This window comes from Aurantiacibacter hainanensis (assembly GCF_036321025.1).
Taxonomy (GTDB): Bacteria; Pseudomonadota; Alphaproteobacteria; order Sphingomonadales; family Sphingomonadaceae; genus Alteraurantiacibacter; species Alteraurantiacibacter hainanensis.
Genome location: NZ_JAZAPB010000001.1, coordinates 1,167,572 through 1,185,185, shown reverse-complemented (window position 1 = coordinate 1,185,185; position 17,614 = coordinate 1,167,572). Strand labels below are relative to the sequence as shown.

The following is a 17,614-nucleotide window of genomic DNA, read 5'->3' as shown; positions in this document are numbered from 1 at the left end:
AGGGTCGCCCCAACCATGAAGACTATTCGCAGGATCACCCTTGCCGCAATCGCAGCCGTCGCTACGTCGCTGCCCGCAGCAGCACAGGAAACCGACTTGAACCACGACACAAGCATCCAGCCGCCGCGCGCCGAGCAGCGCGAGCACAGCTATACCTATCATGGCATCACCGTATCCGACCCCTGGGCCTGGCTGCGCGACGACAGCTATCCCAAGATCGACGACGAGGACGTGCTGGACTACGTGCGCGCGGAGAACGCCTATTTCGAGGCGCAGATGGCCGGACAGCAGGAACTGGTGGACGAGCTCTTCGCCGAAATGCGCGCGCGGATAAAGGAGGACGACTCCAGCGTTCCGCAGCGCGACGGCGACTGGGAATACTGGTCCGAATTCGAGACCGGCGGGCAGTACCGCAAGTACTACCGCCGTCCCGCGGGCAGTGACGAGCGGCATCTCATTCTGGACGCCCCTGCCCTGGCGGAAGGGCAGGAATACTTCAGCCTCGGTGCCTTTTCCGTCAGCGAGGACGGGCGTTATCTCGCCTATTCCACCGATACGACCGGCGGCGAGTTCTACACCGGCTACATCAAGGACCTGCAGACCGGCGAATTGCTGGAAGACCGGATCGCCAACGTGAACACCGACCTGGTGTGGGCGGCGGGGGACAGCGTGCTGGTCTATGGCCGCGCCAACGAGAACTGGCGCGTGGATCGCATCTTCGCGCATACCATCGGCCAGCCGGCGGACAGCGACGTGGAGATCTTCCACGAGGAGACGCTGGGCTATACCGCCAGCCCCTCCGTCAGCGCCAATCGCGAGTGGCTGGTCATCAGCACGGGCGACAACGAGACGAGCGAGGCGATGTTCACCCCGATCGATCAGCCCACGGGCGAATTGAGGGTAATCAAGCCGCGCAAGGTGGGCGTGGAGTACGCCGCCGACTTCCGCGACGACACGATCTACATCTGGAGCAACGACGAGCACGTCAACTTTCGCCTCGCCACGGCGCCGCTGAGCGATCCGGACAACTGGACGACGCTGATCGAGGGCTCCGACGAATTCTACCTGACCGGTTTCGACCTGTTCAAGGATTTCTACGTCGTCGAAGGGCGTCTCAACGGCCTCGACCAGGTCCAGGTGCGCTATTACGACGACCCGTCCCGGGTCGAGTCCATCGCCTTTCCCGAAGCGAGCTATGATGCGGGCACGGCGAACAATCCCGAATGGGACGTGGACCGCATCCGCCTCGGCTACGAGAGCCTGATCACGCCCGACACCGTCTACGACTATCACGTTGCCAGCCAGGAGCTGGAAACGCTGAAGGTGCAGGAAATTCCCAGCGGCTTCGATCCCTCGCTCTACACCGTGGAGCGGCGCGAGGTGCGGGCGCGGGACGGGACGATGGTGCCTGTCAGCATCGTCTATCGCAAGGATCGCCCGATGGGCGGCCCGCTGCACCTCTATGCCTACGGTGCCTACGGCTATGCCGTGCCGCCGGGCTTTTCCACCACGCGCTTTTCCCTGATCGACCGCGGCGTGGCCTATGCCATCGCGCACATCCGCGGCGGCGACGACCTGGGTCGCAACTGGTACCTTCAGGGCAAGATGGAAGAGCGCACCAACACCTTCAACGACTTCGTCGATGTCGGGCGCGGCCTGGTGGAGATGGGCTACACCAGCGAAGGTCAGGTTTCGGCCAGCGGCGGTTCCGCCGGCGGTGAACTGATGGGCGCGGTGGTGAACCAGGACCCGGCACTTTTCGGCGCGGTGGTGGCGGACGTCCCCTTCGTCGACGTGCTGAACACCATGCTCGACGACAGCCTGCCGCTGACGCCGGGGGAATGGCCCGAGTGGGGCAACCCGATCGAGAGCAAGGCGGCCTTCACTCACATCCTTAGCTATTCGCCCTACGACCAGGTGACCCGGCAGGACTATCCGCCGATGCTGGTGACCGCTGGCCTCAACGATCCGCGCGTCACCTACTGGGAGCCCGCCAAGTGGGTCGCCAAGCTGCGCGAGTACAAGACCGACGACAACGTGCTGCTGCTCAAGACCAACATGGGCGCGGGCCACGGCGGACGCTCGGGGCGTTTCGAAGGCCTGCGCGAAACGGCGGAAGAGGTTGCCTTCATCCTGTGGCAGCTGGGCGTCGACAGGTGAGCAACCGCTTCTCCCTCGCGTTCACCGCGCGGCCCGAACATATTGACGCTAACGGCCACGTGAACAACACGGTCTGGGTGCGGTGGATGGAGGACCTGGCGACGGCGCACTGGGACGCGGATGCCGCGCCCGAGCATCGCGACGCCTATGCCTGGGTCGTGACACGCCACGAGATCGACTATCGCGGCAACGTGACAGTCGGTGCGCAAGTGACTGGCGAGACGATCATCAAAGATGGGCCGCGCGGGGCCCGGTTCGACCGGCATTACGAATTCCGCGATGGAGAGGGGAAGGCGCTGGTGCGGGCCAAGTCCTCCTGGGCGATGGTCGACAAGGACAGCGCCCGCCTGATGCGCGTTCCCGCGGAGGTGGCCGAGCCCTTCCTGCCGCCGCCCGGCGAAGACGGCTAGGCCGCCGCGCGCCTGTCCTCACCGCGGCGCGGCCTGAAGACCTTTAGGCGTTCCGCCATCGTGCGGTCGCGGCCGCTGGCCTTGGCTTCGTACAGCAGCCGGTCCGCGCGGGCGTAGAGCTTTTCGAACCCGGCCTCGGCCAGTGAATCATGCGGTGCCTCGACGATGCCCATGCTGGCCGAGACCCTGTCTGGAACGACGCCCGCCTGCGCGACGATTTCGGTAATCGCCTGGCGCTTGCGTTCGGCCCGCTCCAGCGGGCGAGGGCCGCGCAGCAGCAGCACGAATTCCTCGCCGCCCATGCGGAAGACCAGCGAATCGACGTCGTCCGAACGCAGCGCGTCCGCCACGCTTCGCAGCACCGTGTCTCCGGCGGCATGACCGTGGCGGTCGTTGATGTCCTTGAACCGGTCGAGGTCGACCACGGCCAGCGTGGTGAAACCTTCCGCCCGAAGGGCAGGGAACCGGTCTTCGATGGCCCGCCGATTGAGCAGGCCGGTCAGGGCGTCGCGCTCGCTCAGTTCCTCCAGCGTCCGCGCCTCGGTCACGGCGCGGTCGCGCTCCCGGCGCACGGCCAGGAACCTGTCCGCCACGCCCAGGCCCACGACGATGACCTCGACGCCCAGCGCCCCGAACAGCACGAGATCGGCTGAATCGGTGCTGGTATGGATGCCGAGGCCTCGGAGCAGGCGATCGAGCGATGCGAGCACCAGCGGCAGCCACGCCGCCGCAAGGAACCGTGCAGATCGGCTGCCACGCGCCAGGGCCGTCACGATGGCGGTCAGGTAGATCGGGATCACGGGAACGAAGGCGTAGAAATAGAGCAGGTTGTCGAACTGCTGCGAGAAGCCGAACTGCATCCCCGCGAATCCCGGGACGATCATGGTCCAGGCGGCGGTGGCGTAGAGCACGCGGCGCTGCCAGCCCGGCAGGGCGTCCCGCTCCAGAAAGGCCGTGATGAACAGGCCCGACAGGCCGACCCCTATGGCCCAGGCGATCGGGCCGACCCGCGCCAGCACGTCGACGGGCACATCGACGAAGGCGGTGATCACGCCGCCGGAGGACAGGGCGTAGATCAGCATCGCGACTGTCATTCCGGCGTGCAGCAGGACGAACCGCTCGCGAAGGACAAGGTAGAACATGCTGTCGAACAGCAGCGGCATTACCAGCATGCCGGCGATGACGGCGAGGATGACCAGCGGCGCCAGCAATTCATGGCGGGCATGCTCCGGCATCCAGAGTTGCGCTTCGGAGCCGGCGGTTATGCTGTGCGGCCCGACGATGCGCACGATGTATTCGTGAGGGACCTCGTCCGTCTCAGGCACCGGATAGGTGAAGACGGGGCCGGCCGGCACGGCCTCGGCTTCGTCCAGCGTGTAGTGCTGCTGGGCGACGATTTCGTTGTCGATAACCGCGGCGATGGCGAAACTCTGGAAAACGGTCGTGCGGCTGGCGAAGTCGACAGGTGCCTCGGCCTTGTCCGCGGCGGGGAAGCGCAGCCACGTGACGGCCCGTCCATCCTGCCAGCCCTGTCGGTCGCAGCGCCATTCCAGGGCCGAAAGCGCGCGTTGCAGATCCAGGGGATGGTCCGAATAGGCATGGCAGCTGGCCCGGATGCCGGCACTGCCGGAATCCTGCGCGCGCACTTCATCGCCGCCGACAAGCGTCAGCAGGCACGCCATGGCCGCCAGTATCTGGAAAACGAATCCGCGCATTTCAGCAAGCGGCAATAGGCGCGCAAGCTGTATATTGGGTAAAGGCGCGGCTCAGGAATTCTCCGCCCGGCGGAGATCAGGCGATGGCCTGCTCCGTCGGCAGCAGGTCGTAGCCCAGTTCGCTGGCGACCGCGGGATAGGTCACGCGCCCGGCGTGGACGTTGAGCCCCTGCGCCAGGTGCGGGTCGCGGCGCATGGCTTCCTTCCAGCCCAGGTTGGCGATGCGGATGGCGTGCGGGAGGGTCACGTTGTTGAGCGCATAGGTGCTGGTGCGGCTGACGGCACCCGGCATGTTGGCCACACAGTAGTGCACGATGTCGTCGACGACATAGGTGGGATCGTCGTGCGTCGTGGCCCGACTGGTTTCGAAGCAGCCGCCCTGGTCGATGGCGACGTCCACCAGCACAGCACCGGGGTTCATCGTCTTCAGCATGGCGCGATCGATCAGCTTGGGTGCCGCGGCGCCGGGCACCAGCACGGCGCCCACGACCATGTCGGCCTCGGATACGGCTTCCTCGAGGTTGGCCTTGCTGGCGAAGCGGGTGCTGGCGCGGGCTTCGAAATGGGTGCCGACCTTTTCCAGCACTTCGGGATTGAGGTCCATGATCACGGTATCCGCGCCCAGCCCGGCGGACATCTGCGCGGCGTTGAAGCCGACAACGCCGCCGCCGATGATGACCACCTTGCCCGGCAGCACACCGGGAACGCCGCCCAGCAGCACGCCGCGTCCGCCGTGCGCCTTCTCCAGTGCATTGGCGCCTGCCTGGATGCTCATGCGTCCAGCGACCTGGCTCATCGGTTTGAGCAGCGGCAGGCCGCCCCTGGGGCCGGTGACGGTCTCGTAGGCGATGGCCGTGCAACCTGACTTCACCAGTCCCTCGGTCTGCGCTGCGTCGGGGGCGAGGTGGAGGTAGGTGTAGAGAATCTGGCCTTCGCGCAGCCGGGCGATTTCCTCGGGCTGGGGCTCCTTGACCTTCACGATCATCTCGCACTCGGCGAAGATGTCTTCCACCGCCGCGATCACCTTCGCGCCGCTGGCCGTATACTGTTCGTCGTATGCGCCGATGCCTTCGCCCGCGCCGCTCTCGACCCACACCTCGTGTCCGTTGGCGACCAGTTCCTTGGCGCTTTCGGGGGTCAGACCGACACGGTATTCGCGGTTCTTGATCTCGCGGGGGCAGCCGATGCGCATGGGATGGAACTCCGGTTCTAGTGGGGGCGGGTGACCAATGGGATGCCGGGGCCGTTACAGATGAAACCTGTTTCGCGCAATCCCGCTCGCTTTCCCGCCCGGCTGGGCAAAGGACTCAATCGTCGTCGGCAAGGAAAGCTCCTGCCGCCACGGTCCAGACATCGGGATTGCAGTTGAAATCGCCGTGGCCGCACCCTTCGTCGGTCACCAGCACGGGAAAGCCGGCGAGGCGGGCGAAATCCATGGCGGGCTCGGGCGAGACGATCCGGTCTTCCCGGCTGACCACGATCATCATGTCGACCTGCCGACCCAGTTCTCGCGCCGCGAGCGCCATGTCGCCGCCGAAATGCCGGCTGATGTCGAGGTCGATCATGGCTTCGCCCTGTCGCTGCAGATCCCAGCTTTCGCCTTCGTCGAAATCGTCCTGTGCCGCGCGGGTCTCGATGAAATCGAAAGCCTCGGCGCGCGCCACGGCATCGTTGGCGACGCCGATCGGGCGGGTCGTTATGCCGAAACCTGCCTCGATCGCGCGCGCTTCCGGGCAGCGGCAGGCCCGCTCCCATGCGCGGATGGCATTGGCGGTATCCCAGCGCACGATATCGTAGGCAGGCAGGCGCGGGCTGCCGATTATGGGCACGAAGCGGTCGGCGAAATCGAGATAGCGCGCCGCCCATTCGAAGGTCTGCATCCCGCCCATCGATATGCCGGTCACGGCGTGGAGGCTTTCGAGGCCCAGGTGCTCGGTCACCAGGCGGTATTCGCTTTCCACCATGTCGCCGATGGTGAGTTCAGGAAATTCGCCCATGGACTGGCTTGGCGAGTTGCTGGGCGAGATCGACACGCCGTTGCCGATTGGGTCTACCAGGATGATGAAATAGCGCTCGGGATCGAGGAAGGGAGCGGTGGCCATGAAGCCCATCTGCTCGGTGCTCCCGCCATACCAGGCGGGCACGAGGACGGCATTGTCGCGCGCCTCGTTCAGCGTTCCGTAGGTGCGATATCCGATCCGGCAATCGCTAATCTCGCCGCAGGTGCCAAGTTCGGCAAACTGCTGCTCCTGCGCGGCGGCGGGCAGGGCGAATATGGCGAGCGCAGCGGCGGCAAGGGACATGAGGCCGCGCATCATTCACCCTCCGGCGCGAACAGCGCAAGGTCGATGCTCTCGCCCACGGCGCGAAGGCCGGCGTCGGAGCCGTGCAGGTAGTCGCCCATGTGATAGCCCTCGCGCATGGCCTGCGGGTTGTCGGGATCGGCAAAGGCGGTGTCGAGCCGCACCACGGCGTCGAACTCGCCCGAATTCACGATCCAGTCGTTGATCACCTGGCGCGCGGCCTCGCCTTCCTCGGTCCAGTACATCGCGCCCTTGTAGGGGCCGATGGGAGATCCGATCACCTCGATCCCCTCGGCACGAGCGCGGGCGATGATCTGGCGATAGCCCGCGATCATCTGCTGCACATCGATATCGGGCTGGTCGAGCTGCAATCCGCCGATCCCGCCCCCGGCATTGTCGAAGGCGCCGCCGAAGCGGTTGCCGATGTCGTTCACGCCGACGAACACGATCATGTGGGTAACGCCCGGCAAGCTCAGCACGTCCTCGTCCAGCCGCGCCAGTGCGCTTTCGCCCATGCCGGGGCTGAGCACGCGGTTGCCGCTGATGCCGGCATTGGCGACGGCATATTCGAGGCCCGCCGCTTCCAGCCGCTCGGCCAGCACGTCGGGCCAGCGGTTGTCCTCGCCGGGTGTCGAGCCGACCCCGTCAGTGATGGAATCGCCGTAGGTGACGATGGTGCCCAGAGCATCGTCGGAATCGACCTCGACCACTGACAGGAATGCACGGTGCATGGCGGTAGAGGCGGGCTCCCATTCCTCGCCCACGTGATTGCCCGCGGGAGAGACGGCGAGGGTATCGAGCCCGGTGAGGTGGCAGGTGCACGGGCCGGTCGCTTCGGGAAGGTAGAACTCCACCTTCACCTTGTCGAAATCCCGGGTGTCTAGGTCCACCACGTCGCTGGCGAACGGTGCGCCGCGCGGGATGACGGCGCCTTCCTCTCCACCGAACGTAAGCGCGCGGCCGGTTCCGGCGACTTCGGCCCCGGCATCGTCCAGCAGCACGATCCTGGCCTGACCGATCGTAAGGGGCACCTCGCCATAGCGATTGGTGAAACGCACGCGCAGGCGGTCGCCGCCTTCGGACAGGCGCAGCACCTGGCTGATCGTCACGTCGTCGTACTGGGCGGCGGCAAACGGCCCTTGGGCGCCTAGCGGGGCGTGGGGCGAGGCTGTCCAGCTGGCGACCCAGTTGTCCTGCGCGGCCAGCGGCGTGGCGAGCAGCAAGGTGGCGGCGGGAACAAGGGCGCGGATGATGGGTGACACTGCTTTTCTCTCCTCATGGCGCTACAGCGCTTGGGAACGAGCTTAGCGCCACGCGCCGCGTCAGGCCATAACGTCCTCTATGCCCGGCACGGTGATCGTGCGCTCGCCGCCGAAGTCCTCGTGCACGGCGATCAGGCCGGTCTTCTCGAGGTGTTCGAGCAGGCGGCGGATCCGGCCGGGCGAAGCGGTTCCGTATACGCGGGCGAGGTGATCCTCGTCCGGTGTGCCCTGGCCCAGCGCGGCGGAAACGAGGATGGCAAGGTATGGCGCGAGCATGTCGTCGGCCACGCCGCCCGCCATGCGCTCCACCGCCTCGCGCTGGCTTTCGTCCAGCCGGTGAACCCCGGCGCTGGCGAAGGCGAACAGGCGGCGGAAGGTGGGCATGTCGACATGCGCCGATGCCACGCCCTGCTGGCGGCAACGGGTGGCGAAATCGCGGAAAAGCGTGGCGGCGGGGCGAAAGGTCGACCCCTCTTCTGCCGCCATTTCGCGCAGCACAGAATCGACATCGCCGCTCGCCACCTCGCCCGAGAGCGAGTTGACGGGTTCGGCCCTCGCAGCCATCGACTGCGCCAGTTCCTCCACCGGGGGTGGCGCTGGCGGCGGGGGAGGGGGCGGCTGGTGCACCTTCTCCGCCGCTTCCTCCGCCAGGTCGGCGTGCAGCAGTTCGCCCATTTCCGCAGAGCCCGCCTGCGGCAGCGGGGTGAGCGCACTGGCGGCGTTCTTCCCGCCCGTCTTCACCTCGCCGATGTGCACCGCCACCGGACGGCGGCTGACCGCCGGGCCAAGCCCCAGGAAATGCCCGCGTTGCAGGTCGCGGATACGCTCCGCCTGCTTGCGGTCCATGCCGAGCAGGTCCGCCGCGCGCTGCATGTCGATATCGAGGAAGGTGCGCCCCATGAGGAAGTTCGACGCCTCTGCCGCCACGTTCTTGGCGAGCTTGGCCAGGCGCTGCGTCGCCACGATCCCGGCAAGGCCGCGCTTGCGGCCCCGGCACATCAGGTTAGTCATGGCGGAAAGCGTCATGCGGCGCGTGTCTTCCGCCATTTCCCCGGCGGCGGCGGGGGCGAACATCTGCGCCTCGTCCACCACCACCAGCGCGGGATACCAGTGTTCGCGCGGGGCATCGAAGAGAGCGGTGAGGAACTGAGCGGCGCAGCGGATTTGCTGTTCGACCTCGAGATCCTCCAGTGCCAGCACCACGCTGGCCCGGTGCTGGCGGATACGGCCAGCCAGCGCCTCGATTTCGCGCGCCGAATAGCTCGCGCCCTCCACCACCACGTGATCGAAGTGATCGGCCAGCGAGACGAAATCGCCCTCGGGGTCGATCACCACCTGTTGCACCAGCCCCGCGCTCTGCTCCAGCAGGCGGCGCAGCAGGTGCGACTTGCCGCTGCCCGAATTGCCCTGCACCAGCAGGCGCGTGGCGAGCAGTTCCTCCACGTCCACGAGCACCTGCGTGCCGTGGGGGTCGGTGCCGATTGCGATACTGGTATTCACGACCCTGCCTTCATCGCGTCCGAACGTAGGGACCGCAGGCGATTCGGCCTAGGCGGCTTGCAGGGTTTTCCAATGATTGCTGCGACAAACGGGTGCAATTACCCGATTGCGGGGCAAAAGCCCTGCGATTAGGCTTCGTCTAGGGAGAGGGGATTTTCATGCGCTTCAAGCTTTTTACCGCCGTCGGCACTGTCGCAGTGGCCGCTGCCATTCCTGCCGCCTCGCAGGACCGCGTCGAGACTGATGCGGCTGCGCGCTGCCAGGGCTTTGCCGAGCAGGTCGGCGGCATCGAAGGCGTGAGCGAAGCGAGCGCGACCTTCGTGGAAGCGGGTACGATGCCGGGGCAATTCGGCCAGCCCGGCGTCATGCTGCCTGCGCATTGCAAGGTCGGCGGCGTGATCAACCGGCGACAGGGCGCCGGCGGGGTCGAATACGGCATCGGCTTCGAAGTCCGCATGCCCGCGGAATGGAACGGACGGTTCCTGTTGCAGGGCGGCGGCGGCCTGAACGGCAGCGTGAACCCCGCGACGGGCTCGACGGCATCGGGCAGCACCCCCGCGCTGGCGCGCGGTTTCGCCGTGGCCAGTCACGACAGCGGGCACAAGGGAGCGGTGTTCGACGACAGCTTCTATGCCGACCAGCGCGCGGCGCTGGATTTTGCCGAGAGCTCGGTTCCGGCCGTCACGCAGACCGCGCGCAGGCTCGTCCAGATGTTCTACGGCAACGCGCCGCACCATTCCTACATGACCGGCTGTTCCACCGGCGGGCGCGAGGGGATGCTGGCGAGCCAGCGCTATCCCGAACTGTTCGACGGCATCGTGATCGGCGCGCCCGCCATGCGTCCCGGCCATTCCAACCTCGCGATCGAGACAGCGCAGGTGCTGCTGAACGCCACCCTTCCCGAAGGGGCGGAGGGGCCCGCGCGCCTTACGCCAGCCGAACTGGCCGTGGTGGACCGCGAACTCGTTCGCCAGTGCGATCCGCTGGACGGGCGCGCCGACGGCATCATCGCGAACGTCGCCGCATGCCGCGATTTCGACGCCTCTGCCCTGCAGTGCGAGGCTGGCGAGACCGAAGGCTGCCTGGCGCCCGAACGTGCCGAAGCGGTGCGACTGGCCATGGCTTCTCCGCGCGAGAGCAATGGGCGGCCCATCTACGTTCCCTATCCGTGGGACACCGGAATCACCTTCTCCGGTCCGGGCCTGCCGGGTTTCCTGCCCGTGGGCCAGGGCGGCCCGCTCGGCCCCCCGAGCACCGCGCGGGAAATCTCCATCGACGATCGCATCCATGAAGTGCGCTGGGATGCCGTTGGGCGGCTGACCGACACTGCGTACTGGACGAACCTCTCCACCTATCTGGGTCGTGGATCAAAGCTGATGTTCTTCCACGGCGTGTCCGACCCGTGGTTCTCCGCCTTCGACACCTGGGACTATTACCAGCGCGCGCGGGAAGCGAACGGCGCGGACGCGTGGAATGACGCCGCGCGTTTCTACATGGTGCCGGGCATGGGCCACTGCGGGGGCGGCAACGCCTACGACAGCTTCGATCTGCTGAGCCCGATGGTGGACTGGGTGGAGAACGGCGAGGCACCGGGCGGGGTGACGGCAAGCCGCCGCGACAGCGAGGCGCAGATGCCGCTCTGCCCGCACCCGTCCTACGCGCACTACACCGGCGGCGATGCGTCATCTGCCGAAAGCTACGAGTGCCGGATGCCCATGGGATAGCAGACGGCCGGTTTGCAGCGGTTTTCGAAAGTGGGCGGACAGTCGGCCTGCGACCCGATTGCGGGCGCTCGCGAAGCGCATCGTGCCGGGTGCGAACGTGCTGCTCTCCACAGTCCTCTGAGCGTCCTTCAAGAGGTGCGGGTTTTTCCTGGTTGTCTGACAGCCATTCCCCATTGGAAGGGGGATCGCTGTCGCTCAGCTTTCGGCTCGGCAGGTTCACAGTTCCTAAAGTTCCCGCTACTCCTTTGATTTGCGCGGAGCCTTGTCGCCACAATGGAGTACTGATTGGCAGAGGATGGTCCTAAGCAGGTGCGGCAGTCAGCGGTTCTGCAAAGCGCTCCTTATGTTTTCGCGCTCGTGGGCGAACCGCTCATCTGCACGGACGAAGCCGGGCTAATCGTGCTTTTCAATCTCGCGGCTGAAGAGACCTTCGGCTACAGTTCCGGCGAGGTGCTCGGACAGCCGGTGGAGGTGCTTCTTCCGCAACGCTACCGATCAGATCATCGGACACAGGTCAGTAGCTTCGCTACTGGGGAGGGGCCGGCGAGACGGATCATGGGGCACAGCCGACAAGTCTGCGGCTTGCGCAAGAATGGCGAGGAATTCCCGGCTGAAGCCATTGTTAGCAGAGAGGTCGTCGAGGGAAAGATCTACCTTACAGTTGCCCTGCGGGACGTGACGGAACGAAGGCGGCTTGAGCGCGAGCGTGAGCTCGTGTCGAATGAGCTTGCTCACAGAGTGAAGAACGTCCTCGCTGTGGTTGACGCTCTTGTGGCGCTGACCGCACGGGATGCCGAGAACGTCGACGGTTTTGCTCGGTTGCTGAGGGAGCGGTTGGGTGCTCTGGCTCGCACCCAAGACGTGGTGCGGGAGAACGACGGCCGAAACGCTGGCTTGGAAGAGCTGTTGTGCAAGGAGCTCTCACAGTTCCGAAGCAAAGGAAGGGAGAACCTCAAAATCGAGGGTCCGACTGTCGAGCTCAAGGCCTCATCGGCGTTGATCCTCTCTCTGGCGTTCCACGAACTCGCGACCAACGCCGCGAAGTATGGAGCTCTACGCACGCGCGCCGGCGAAATACGCGTCGGATGGCGTATCTGTGACGAAGAAGCGGAAAAATCGCTGGAGATCACCTGGCGTGAACTTGGTGGTCCCCGAGTGCAGCCACCAGCGCGCACGGGCTTCGGGACAAAGCTGATTACGAAATCTGTCGCCAGGGGACTGCGGGCAAGCGTTGATCTCGAATACCCGCCGGACGGCCTCATTTGCCGAATGCAGATTCCGCTGACAGCACTATAAGCCAGTCGGCAGCAGAGCCCGTTGTTCGGATGGCCGCTTTCCACCCAGTCATGGGCCATAACCGCTGGCACGCCTAACGCCATAAGCGGACCTTCCGCTAACGCCCGATTGCCGGGGCGGGACTGGCCGTGGCTGAAGATCCTAACGACCTCGATGGCTATGTCCCCGTTGCCATCTTCAACGCAGATGCAATGACGACGGCCTAGCGCTTCCTCAATGTGCTCAGGCAACTGGGCTAACAATAGATTGGCGAATCGCAAGTACTGGACTATTAAAGATCGGCAACGCGTCTGGTCGCGCGCCTGCAAAAGGGGTCGCTTCATTGGGAGAAGCCGATCATGCGTAAAATTGTTTCATGCGCAATTGCAGTGTCCATACTTGCGAGTGTTCCTGCGCAGGCGGGCGAGGTGACGGGCAACGGCAAGAGCACGCCAATTCGCGACTACATCGCAAGTTCGATCTGCAGCTTTTCGGGTCTGAACGATGACCCAGAGGAAGACGGGCTGTTCATCCAGACCTTCGGCTGGGTGATGCGCTTCTTCGGTGTCCCGCCGGGAACGCCGGGCCAGACCTGTCGCGGGAATCGGTAATCTCGCAGGAGACCGGACGCCCGGGCCGCTGCAAAGCCGCTCGGGCGTTCCTTCCGGCTAGTTACGCGCCCACCGCCTCGCGCTGCCAGACCCAGTAGTTCTCGCCCCAGCGTTCTTCCAGGTCGGCCAGGCATTCGCGGTGGATTTCGCGCACGCGCTCGGGTGTCATGTAGTCCGCCGGGTCGATCTCCTCCACCGTCAGGGTCGACTTGTCCTCGTAGAGGTGCTCGCCCTTCAGCAGCGCGTTTTCATCGTAGGGCCAGATGAAGGCCTGACGGCTGGAGACGAGGTAGAGGCCGTCGGCCTTTTCCGCCTTCACGCCGATCTTGGCGAGTTCCTCTCCCGTGCTCATCTGGTGGAACCACATCTCGTCGGCGATGCCCCAGTCGGCCACGGCCACCTTGTCGCCGCTGTTCCACAGCACGATGTCGCCGATCCCCGCGTAGAAATCGTGCACGCCCTGGCGTCCCTTCACCTGGAACGGGTTGTCGCCCCAGGTGACGTGGTAGACGGGATCGTCCGCCATCATGTCGGGCGCGGTAATCTCCTCGAACATGGCCGCGCCTTCCAGGTGCACGTGGCGGCAGTAGTTCTTCAGGATCGCCCTGTGCAGCGAATTGTCGGTCGCATCGTGCACCGCGATCGAGGGATCCATGCAGGAATAGACCTCGCGTTCGTACTTGCTCGCCATGGGCATTCTCTCCGTTCTGCGGCGGAGGATGCCAGTCTGGCCTGCACTGTCAACGTGGGCGTGTCGGGGCGGCCCGTCAGGCGGCCTGCCAGGCCTCGATCTCGCGGATCGCGTGCACGCCCTGCTCGGCATGAATCTTCAGCTTCGAAAGCGAATTCTTGCAGGCCATTGCGATCACGGCGACTTCGTATTCGAAGTGCTTCATCTTCATCGGGTGGAAATAGGCCGTCGTCCTGGCTGTCACCTTGCAGGAACCTGCGCCCAGCGGCTCGATCACGATCGCTTCCACCGTCCTTTCCAGCCGCACGCCAAGTTCCTTCGGCAGGACGGATTCGATAGTGTAGCTTCGGCCCGGATCGGCTTTCAGCTCCACGATGGGGAAGGTTACGTCAGGCATCATGTCGAGCAGCAGGTCGAAGCGCTTGGGCCCGGTGCGGGTGATCGTGCCGACCGCCGCCTTGTGATGCCGCGGATCGCCGAAATCGACCAACGGATAGATCTCGGCCGCTGACCTTGCGATCACGGTGTCGAGTTCGACTTCCACCGGCCCTTCCGGGGCCATCTTCGGCTTGAACCAGTCCAGCATCGGCGCATTTCCCCCTGCTGCCAATTGCCGACGATCATATCGCACCAACCCGTTCAACCCGCGTTGCGGTAATTGGTTAACGCGCGCCGCCTGCCAGGCAGGCCGGCGTCAGCACTTCTCGCCCAGTTCCAGCATCTTGCCGCGCAGGCCCTGCATCGTGGTGTTCTGGATCTCGATACCGGGGTGGGCATTCACCTCGATCACCATCGGCCCCTCGTTCACGTCGTGGACGATATCCACGCCGCAATAGCCCAGCCCCACGGCGGGGCCGCTCATGCCGGCGATTTCCATCACCTTCTGCCAGTGCGGGATGCGAAACCCGATCAGCCGCTTGCCGGTGTCGGGATGATGGGTCAGCACCTTCTTGCCCTGCTTCGCGCGGTACAGCACGCCACTGGCCAGGTCGACGCCGGCGCCGATGCCGCCCTGGTGCAGGTTGGCCTTGCCGTCCGACTGGTTGGTGGGAAAGCGCGCCATGGCCATGATCGGGTTGCTGCCGAGGCAGATCACGCGCACGTCGGGCAGGCCGTCGTCGACCAGCGAGGCGAAGGTGGGATCGGCGCGGATCAGCGGCTCTATCAGCGCGGCATCGTCGGACGCGGCGTCGCCGGAAAACTGCCCGTCCACAATGCGGCGAACATGGTTCTGCACCTCGTCCACCGTGATCGGCTTGCCCGACCCCTTGACCCAGTGATCGCCGTGCCTTGCCACCGCCAGCAGGATGCCGTCGCCCTGCGATCCGCGTGCGGGCTTGATCGCCCAGCTGTCGGGCAGCAACTGCGCGGGTTTGAAGCTGCTAAGCTGTCCATAGCCGGAGATGACGGCGATCGTGCCGGTTGTCGAAACCCCGTGCTCCACCAGCGCCACCTTTGCCGCCACCTTGTCGCGCGCCCGCTCGATCGCCGCGCGCGAGTTGTATTTCGCGATGATCGCGTTGCGCAGATTGATCCCCAGGATGTCGTCGATCGGGACGTAGGAAGGCAAGGAGGGCTGGATCGACGATGGGTCCACGCGCGGCGTGCCGCGAGAAGAAGGCGGAGAGTCCTTCTCCGGCGGACCCGGCATCGGCGGCGTGCGCGGTTGCGAGCGGCGTTTGAGCAAACTGAGCGGCATGGGCGGTTCCTTGGTCCCTCTTGAACAGTTCGGCACGGATACGGTCCCAGTCGGACTGGGTCAGGCGGCCATCGTCTCGCGGCGTTGCAGCGACTTTCCGGTCGGGCTCGTCGTTCGCCGGAATACCGGGCTCGATCTGCGCGGGGCTTTCAGCTTCGGCCGGAAGCGCGAGAGGCAGGTCCGGTTGCAGCGCGGCGGCGGGTGCGGGCTCCTCCACCTGCGCGGCAACGGGTTCGGGCTCCGGCTCCACGGCGGCCGGCGCGGCCTTCTTCGGCGCGATGACGGGCGCCGGTCCGCTGGCAATCGTGTGAAGCATCAGCGGGCGACCCTTTCCAGGCGCCCGCTTCGGAAAGACGGTGAGCTTGACGTCGTCGATCTCGGGTTCGGGCGTCTGGTCGATCGCGGCGCGCGCGGCCAGCACCTCTCCGATGGCCTCTTCCGGGATCACTTCGTCCCAGCCCATCTTGCGCCGCCAGCCCTCGTACCAGATGGGGAAGAAACGCCCGATCTCGGTCATGCGCAGCCCTCGGTAGCGGCCAAGGATGGTGATCGCGATGGCGGCAAAGCCCGGCAGCAGCAGCGGCGAGACCTCGATCAGCATCAGCGCCACGTGGCTCACCATCACGAACTGGATGACCAGCGCCAGCATCATGGTGTTGAAGGCCATGCGTGCGGCTTCGAAATAGCCGTCTTTCTCCCACTGCCGCCACCAGCGCTCCACCACCAGCGCGGTGACCACCACCGGCATGGCATCGACCTGCAACTCGGTATCGAGGATGCCCTGAAGTGCCGCCAGAACGAACACCACCAGCGAGATCAGCACGCCCAGGAAGCCCACGCGCGTCATACGCAGCTTCAGAAGCGACGGGGCGACGATCATGCCGATGCCCACGGCGGTTCCCAACACGATGGGGCCGAAGATCGGTCCGATCTGGAGGAAGGCCAGCGCGATCAGCATGGGGGTGAAAAGGCCGAAGGCCTTCAGCCCGATGAAGCTGCGCGCCAGCACCACGAGGAAGCTGCCGATGGGCAGCACCATCAGCAGGTTCGACGGCTTGAGCCCCCAGATCGCCTGCGACACGGCAATGCCGCCCAGTGCGGACGGCATCGAAAGCGGATCGCGAGTGTTGGAAAGGCCCCAGAGTGCCAGCAGGCCGATAGTGCCGCAGACCGCCATCCCCAGGTAGGCGGGGCGGCGAACCTGCGGCGTGGCGCGTTCGTACACCCGCCTCCAGTAGGCGAAGTGCCTAGAAAACATAGCCTACGGAAACACTCACACGGTAACCCTTGCGATCGCGCACGGGATCGTTGGAGTCGCTGAAGATGTACTTCGCCTCTGCTTCCATGCGCCAGTTGCCCGGCCACCAGAGGAATTCCAGCTCCGGCACGATCTGCGTATCGTCGCGCGGGATGTCGTCCGGCGTCATGCGTCCGCTGAACTGCGTCTTCCGCACTTCCACGGCGGGCCGCACGCGCAGGTCGTCGGCGATCGGTCGGGTGTAGGAAAGGCGGGCGGACTGGCGTTCGTAACCGCGGCGGGGATTGTCGGACTCGATCTCTTCCGCGCGCAGGTCCAGCCCCACGTAGTGGTAGCGCGCGATGCGGTGGCGATAGTCGAGATCGACCCGCAGGCCTTCACCTTCCGAGGCGGTGCCGCCGGGGCCATCGTTGTCGGCATAGGTGCGTTCGCGCCAGGTGACTTCGGCCCGCACGCGGTGCGCGCGCACCGGTTCGTATTCGATCCGCACGGCGGCCTGCACTTCGTCGGTATCAGGGCTCTCGACCGTCACAAGGTCGTCGTAGACGCGCCCTTGGAGGCGCACTTCCCATTCCTCGCCCAGTTCCGTTTCCACCGCGGCGGTGAAGCGGTCGCGGTCGTAGCGCTCGCGGCCAGTGGCGTTTCCGAAGCGTTCGACCTGGATACGGTCGGCCTCCAGCCGGAAGGTCACTGCATCGCCAATCAGTTCAACGCCGGCCTGGCCGCGCAGGTAGCCGCCATCTCCCACGATGATCAGCTCGTCCTCGCGGTCGCTGCTCTCGGAAGACACGGCACCCACTTCGATGCGGGCGAAGGGATCGATCTCCCATTCGCCGTCCTGCGCCGCGGCAGGCACGGCAACCAGTGCTGCGACGACTAGGCCGAGCACGCGGCGACACGCACGTTGAAGAACGCGAATAGGTGTTTTCCCCTGCATGGACGGGGAATTACCCGGGGAAAGGTTTAGGCTTTGCTAACCCTAACAGGGAAGAAACGCGGCGACACG

Annotated in this window: 15 protein-coding genes; 5 read left to right on the top strand and 10 right to left on the bottom strand. The window is 65.6% G+C overall.

What is annotated here, in order from left to right; translation table 11 throughout:
- Nucleotides 1-15: 15 nt before the first annotated feature.
- Both AAA989_RS05935 and AAA989_RS05930 read left to right on the top strand, forming a co-directional pair.
- Complete coding sequence (locus AAA989_RS05935; protein ID WP_338241806.1) at nucleotides 16-2,160, top strand: S9 family peptidase; 2,145 nt, start codon at nucleotides 16-18, stop codon at nucleotides 2,158-2,160.
- Nucleotides 2,157-2,570, top strand: a complete 414-nt coding sequence (locus tag AAA989_RS05930; protein WP_338241805.1) for an acyl-CoA thioesterase — start codon at nucleotides 2,157-2,159, stop codon at nucleotides 2,568-2,570. The genes AAA989_RS05935 and AAA989_RS05930 overlap by 4 nt, the downstream gene beginning before the upstream one ends.
- Here AAA989_RS05930 and AAA989_RS05925 read toward each other — a convergent pair.
- The 5 genes from AAA989_RS05925 to AAA989_RS05905 all read right to left on the bottom strand — a co-directional run bounded on the left by AAA989_RS05925 (nucleotide 2,567) and on the right by AAA989_RS05905 (nucleotide 9,350).
- Entirely contained in the window at nucleotides 2,567-4,285 is a 1,719-nt protein-coding gene (locus AAA989_RS05925) for a sensor domain-containing diguanylate cyclase (RefSeq protein ID WP_338241804.1), read from the bottom strand. The two genes, AAA989_RS05930 and AAA989_RS05925, sit on opposite strands and share 4 nt — an antisense overlap.
- Before the next feature lie 76 nt (nucleotides 4,286-4,361).
- Nucleotides 4,362-5,477: an alanine dehydrogenase gene (gene ald, locus AAA989_RS05920; protein ID WP_338241803.1), complete on the bottom strand. Its 1,116-nt coding sequence runs from the start codon at nucleotides 5,475-5,477 to the stop codon at nucleotides 4,362-4,364.
- A 115-nt stretch (nucleotides 5,478-5,592) separates the two neighbouring features.
- Nucleotides 5,593-6,603 (bottom strand): alpha/beta fold hydrolase, encoded by a 1,011-nt coding sequence (locus AAA989_RS05915; protein WP_338241802.1) that lies wholly within the window; start codon nucleotides 6,601-6,603, stop codon nucleotides 5,593-5,595.
- Nucleotides 6,600-7,850 carry an SGNH/GDSL hydrolase family protein gene (locus AAA989_RS05910; protein WP_338241801.1) on the bottom strand — a complete coding sequence of 417 codons (1,251 nt, stop codon included), beginning with the start codon at nucleotides 7,848-7,850 and terminating at the stop codon, nucleotides 6,600-6,602. The genes AAA989_RS05915 and AAA989_RS05910 overlap by 4 nt, the downstream gene beginning before the upstream one ends.
- A 60-nt stretch (nucleotides 7,851-7,910) precedes the next feature.
- The gene (locus AAA989_RS05905) at nucleotides 7,911-9,350 is read right to left on the bottom strand and encodes a helicase HerA domain-containing protein (protein WP_338241800.1); all 1,440 of its coding nucleotides are present in this window, start codon (nucleotides 9,348-9,350) and stop codon (nucleotides 7,911-7,913) included.
- A 158-nt stretch (nucleotides 9,351-9,508) separates the two neighbouring features.
- Between AAA989_RS05905 and AAA989_RS05900 the strand changes: the two genes are divergently transcribed.
- The 3 genes from AAA989_RS05900 to AAA989_RS05890 all read left to right on the top strand — a co-directional run bounded on the left by AAA989_RS05900 (nucleotide 9,509) and on the right by AAA989_RS05890 (nucleotide 12,960).
- Complete coding sequence (locus AAA989_RS05900; RefSeq protein WP_338241799.1) at nucleotides 9,509-11,074, top strand: DUF6351 family protein; 1,566 nt, start codon at nucleotides 9,509-9,511, stop codon at nucleotides 11,072-11,074.
- A 285-nt stretch (nucleotides 11,075-11,359) separates the two neighbouring features.
- Entirely contained in the window at nucleotides 11,360-12,370 is a 1,011-nt protein-coding gene (locus tag AAA989_RS05895; RefSeq protein WP_338241798.1) for an HWE histidine kinase domain-containing protein, read from the top strand.
- Nucleotides 12,371-12,738: 368 nt separating this feature from the next.
- On the top strand, nucleotides 12,739-12,960 hold the full coding sequence (locus AAA989_RS05890) for a hypothetical protein (RefSeq protein WP_338241797.1): 222 nt from the start codon (nucleotides 12,739-12,741) through the stop codon (nucleotides 12,958-12,960).
- Nucleotides 12,961-13,021: 61 nt separating this feature from the next.
- Here the strand turns inward: AAA989_RS05890 and AAA989_RS05885 are convergent, their stop codons facing one another.
- The 5 genes from AAA989_RS05885 to AAA989_RS05865 form a co-directional block, all read right to left on the bottom strand.
- Nucleotides 13,022-13,651, bottom strand: coding sequence for a hypothetical protein (locus AAA989_RS05885; RefSeq protein ID WP_338241796.1), 630 nt, complete (start codon nucleotides 13,649-13,651; stop codon nucleotides 13,022-13,024).
- A gap of 76 nt (nucleotides 13,652-13,727) precedes the next feature.
- Complete coding sequence (locus AAA989_RS05880) at nucleotides 13,728-14,237, bottom strand: hypothetical protein (protein WP_338241795.1); 510 nt, start codon at nucleotides 14,235-14,237, stop codon at nucleotides 13,728-13,730.
- 108 nt (nucleotides 14,238-14,345) lie between these two features.
- A complete protein-coding gene (locus AAA989_RS05875; protein ID WP_338241794.1) occupies nucleotides 14,346-15,116 on the bottom strand; it encodes a sugar-transfer associated ATP-grasp domain-containing protein in 771 nt (256 codons plus the stop codon).
- Nucleotides 15,034-16,608, bottom strand: a complete 1,575-nt coding sequence (locus tag AAA989_RS05870) for a 7TM domain-containing protein (protein WP_338241793.1) — start codon at nucleotides 16,606-16,608, stop codon at nucleotides 15,034-15,036. Before AAA989_RS05870 ends, AAA989_RS05875 begins: the two co-directional genes overlap by 83 nt.
- Entirely contained in the window at nucleotides 16,598-17,497 is a 900-nt protein-coding gene (locus AAA989_RS05865; protein ID WP_338241792.1) for a hypothetical protein, read from the bottom strand. The genes AAA989_RS05870 and AAA989_RS05865 overlap by 11 nt, the downstream gene beginning before the upstream one ends.
- Nucleotides 17,498-17,614 lie beyond the last annotated feature (117 nt).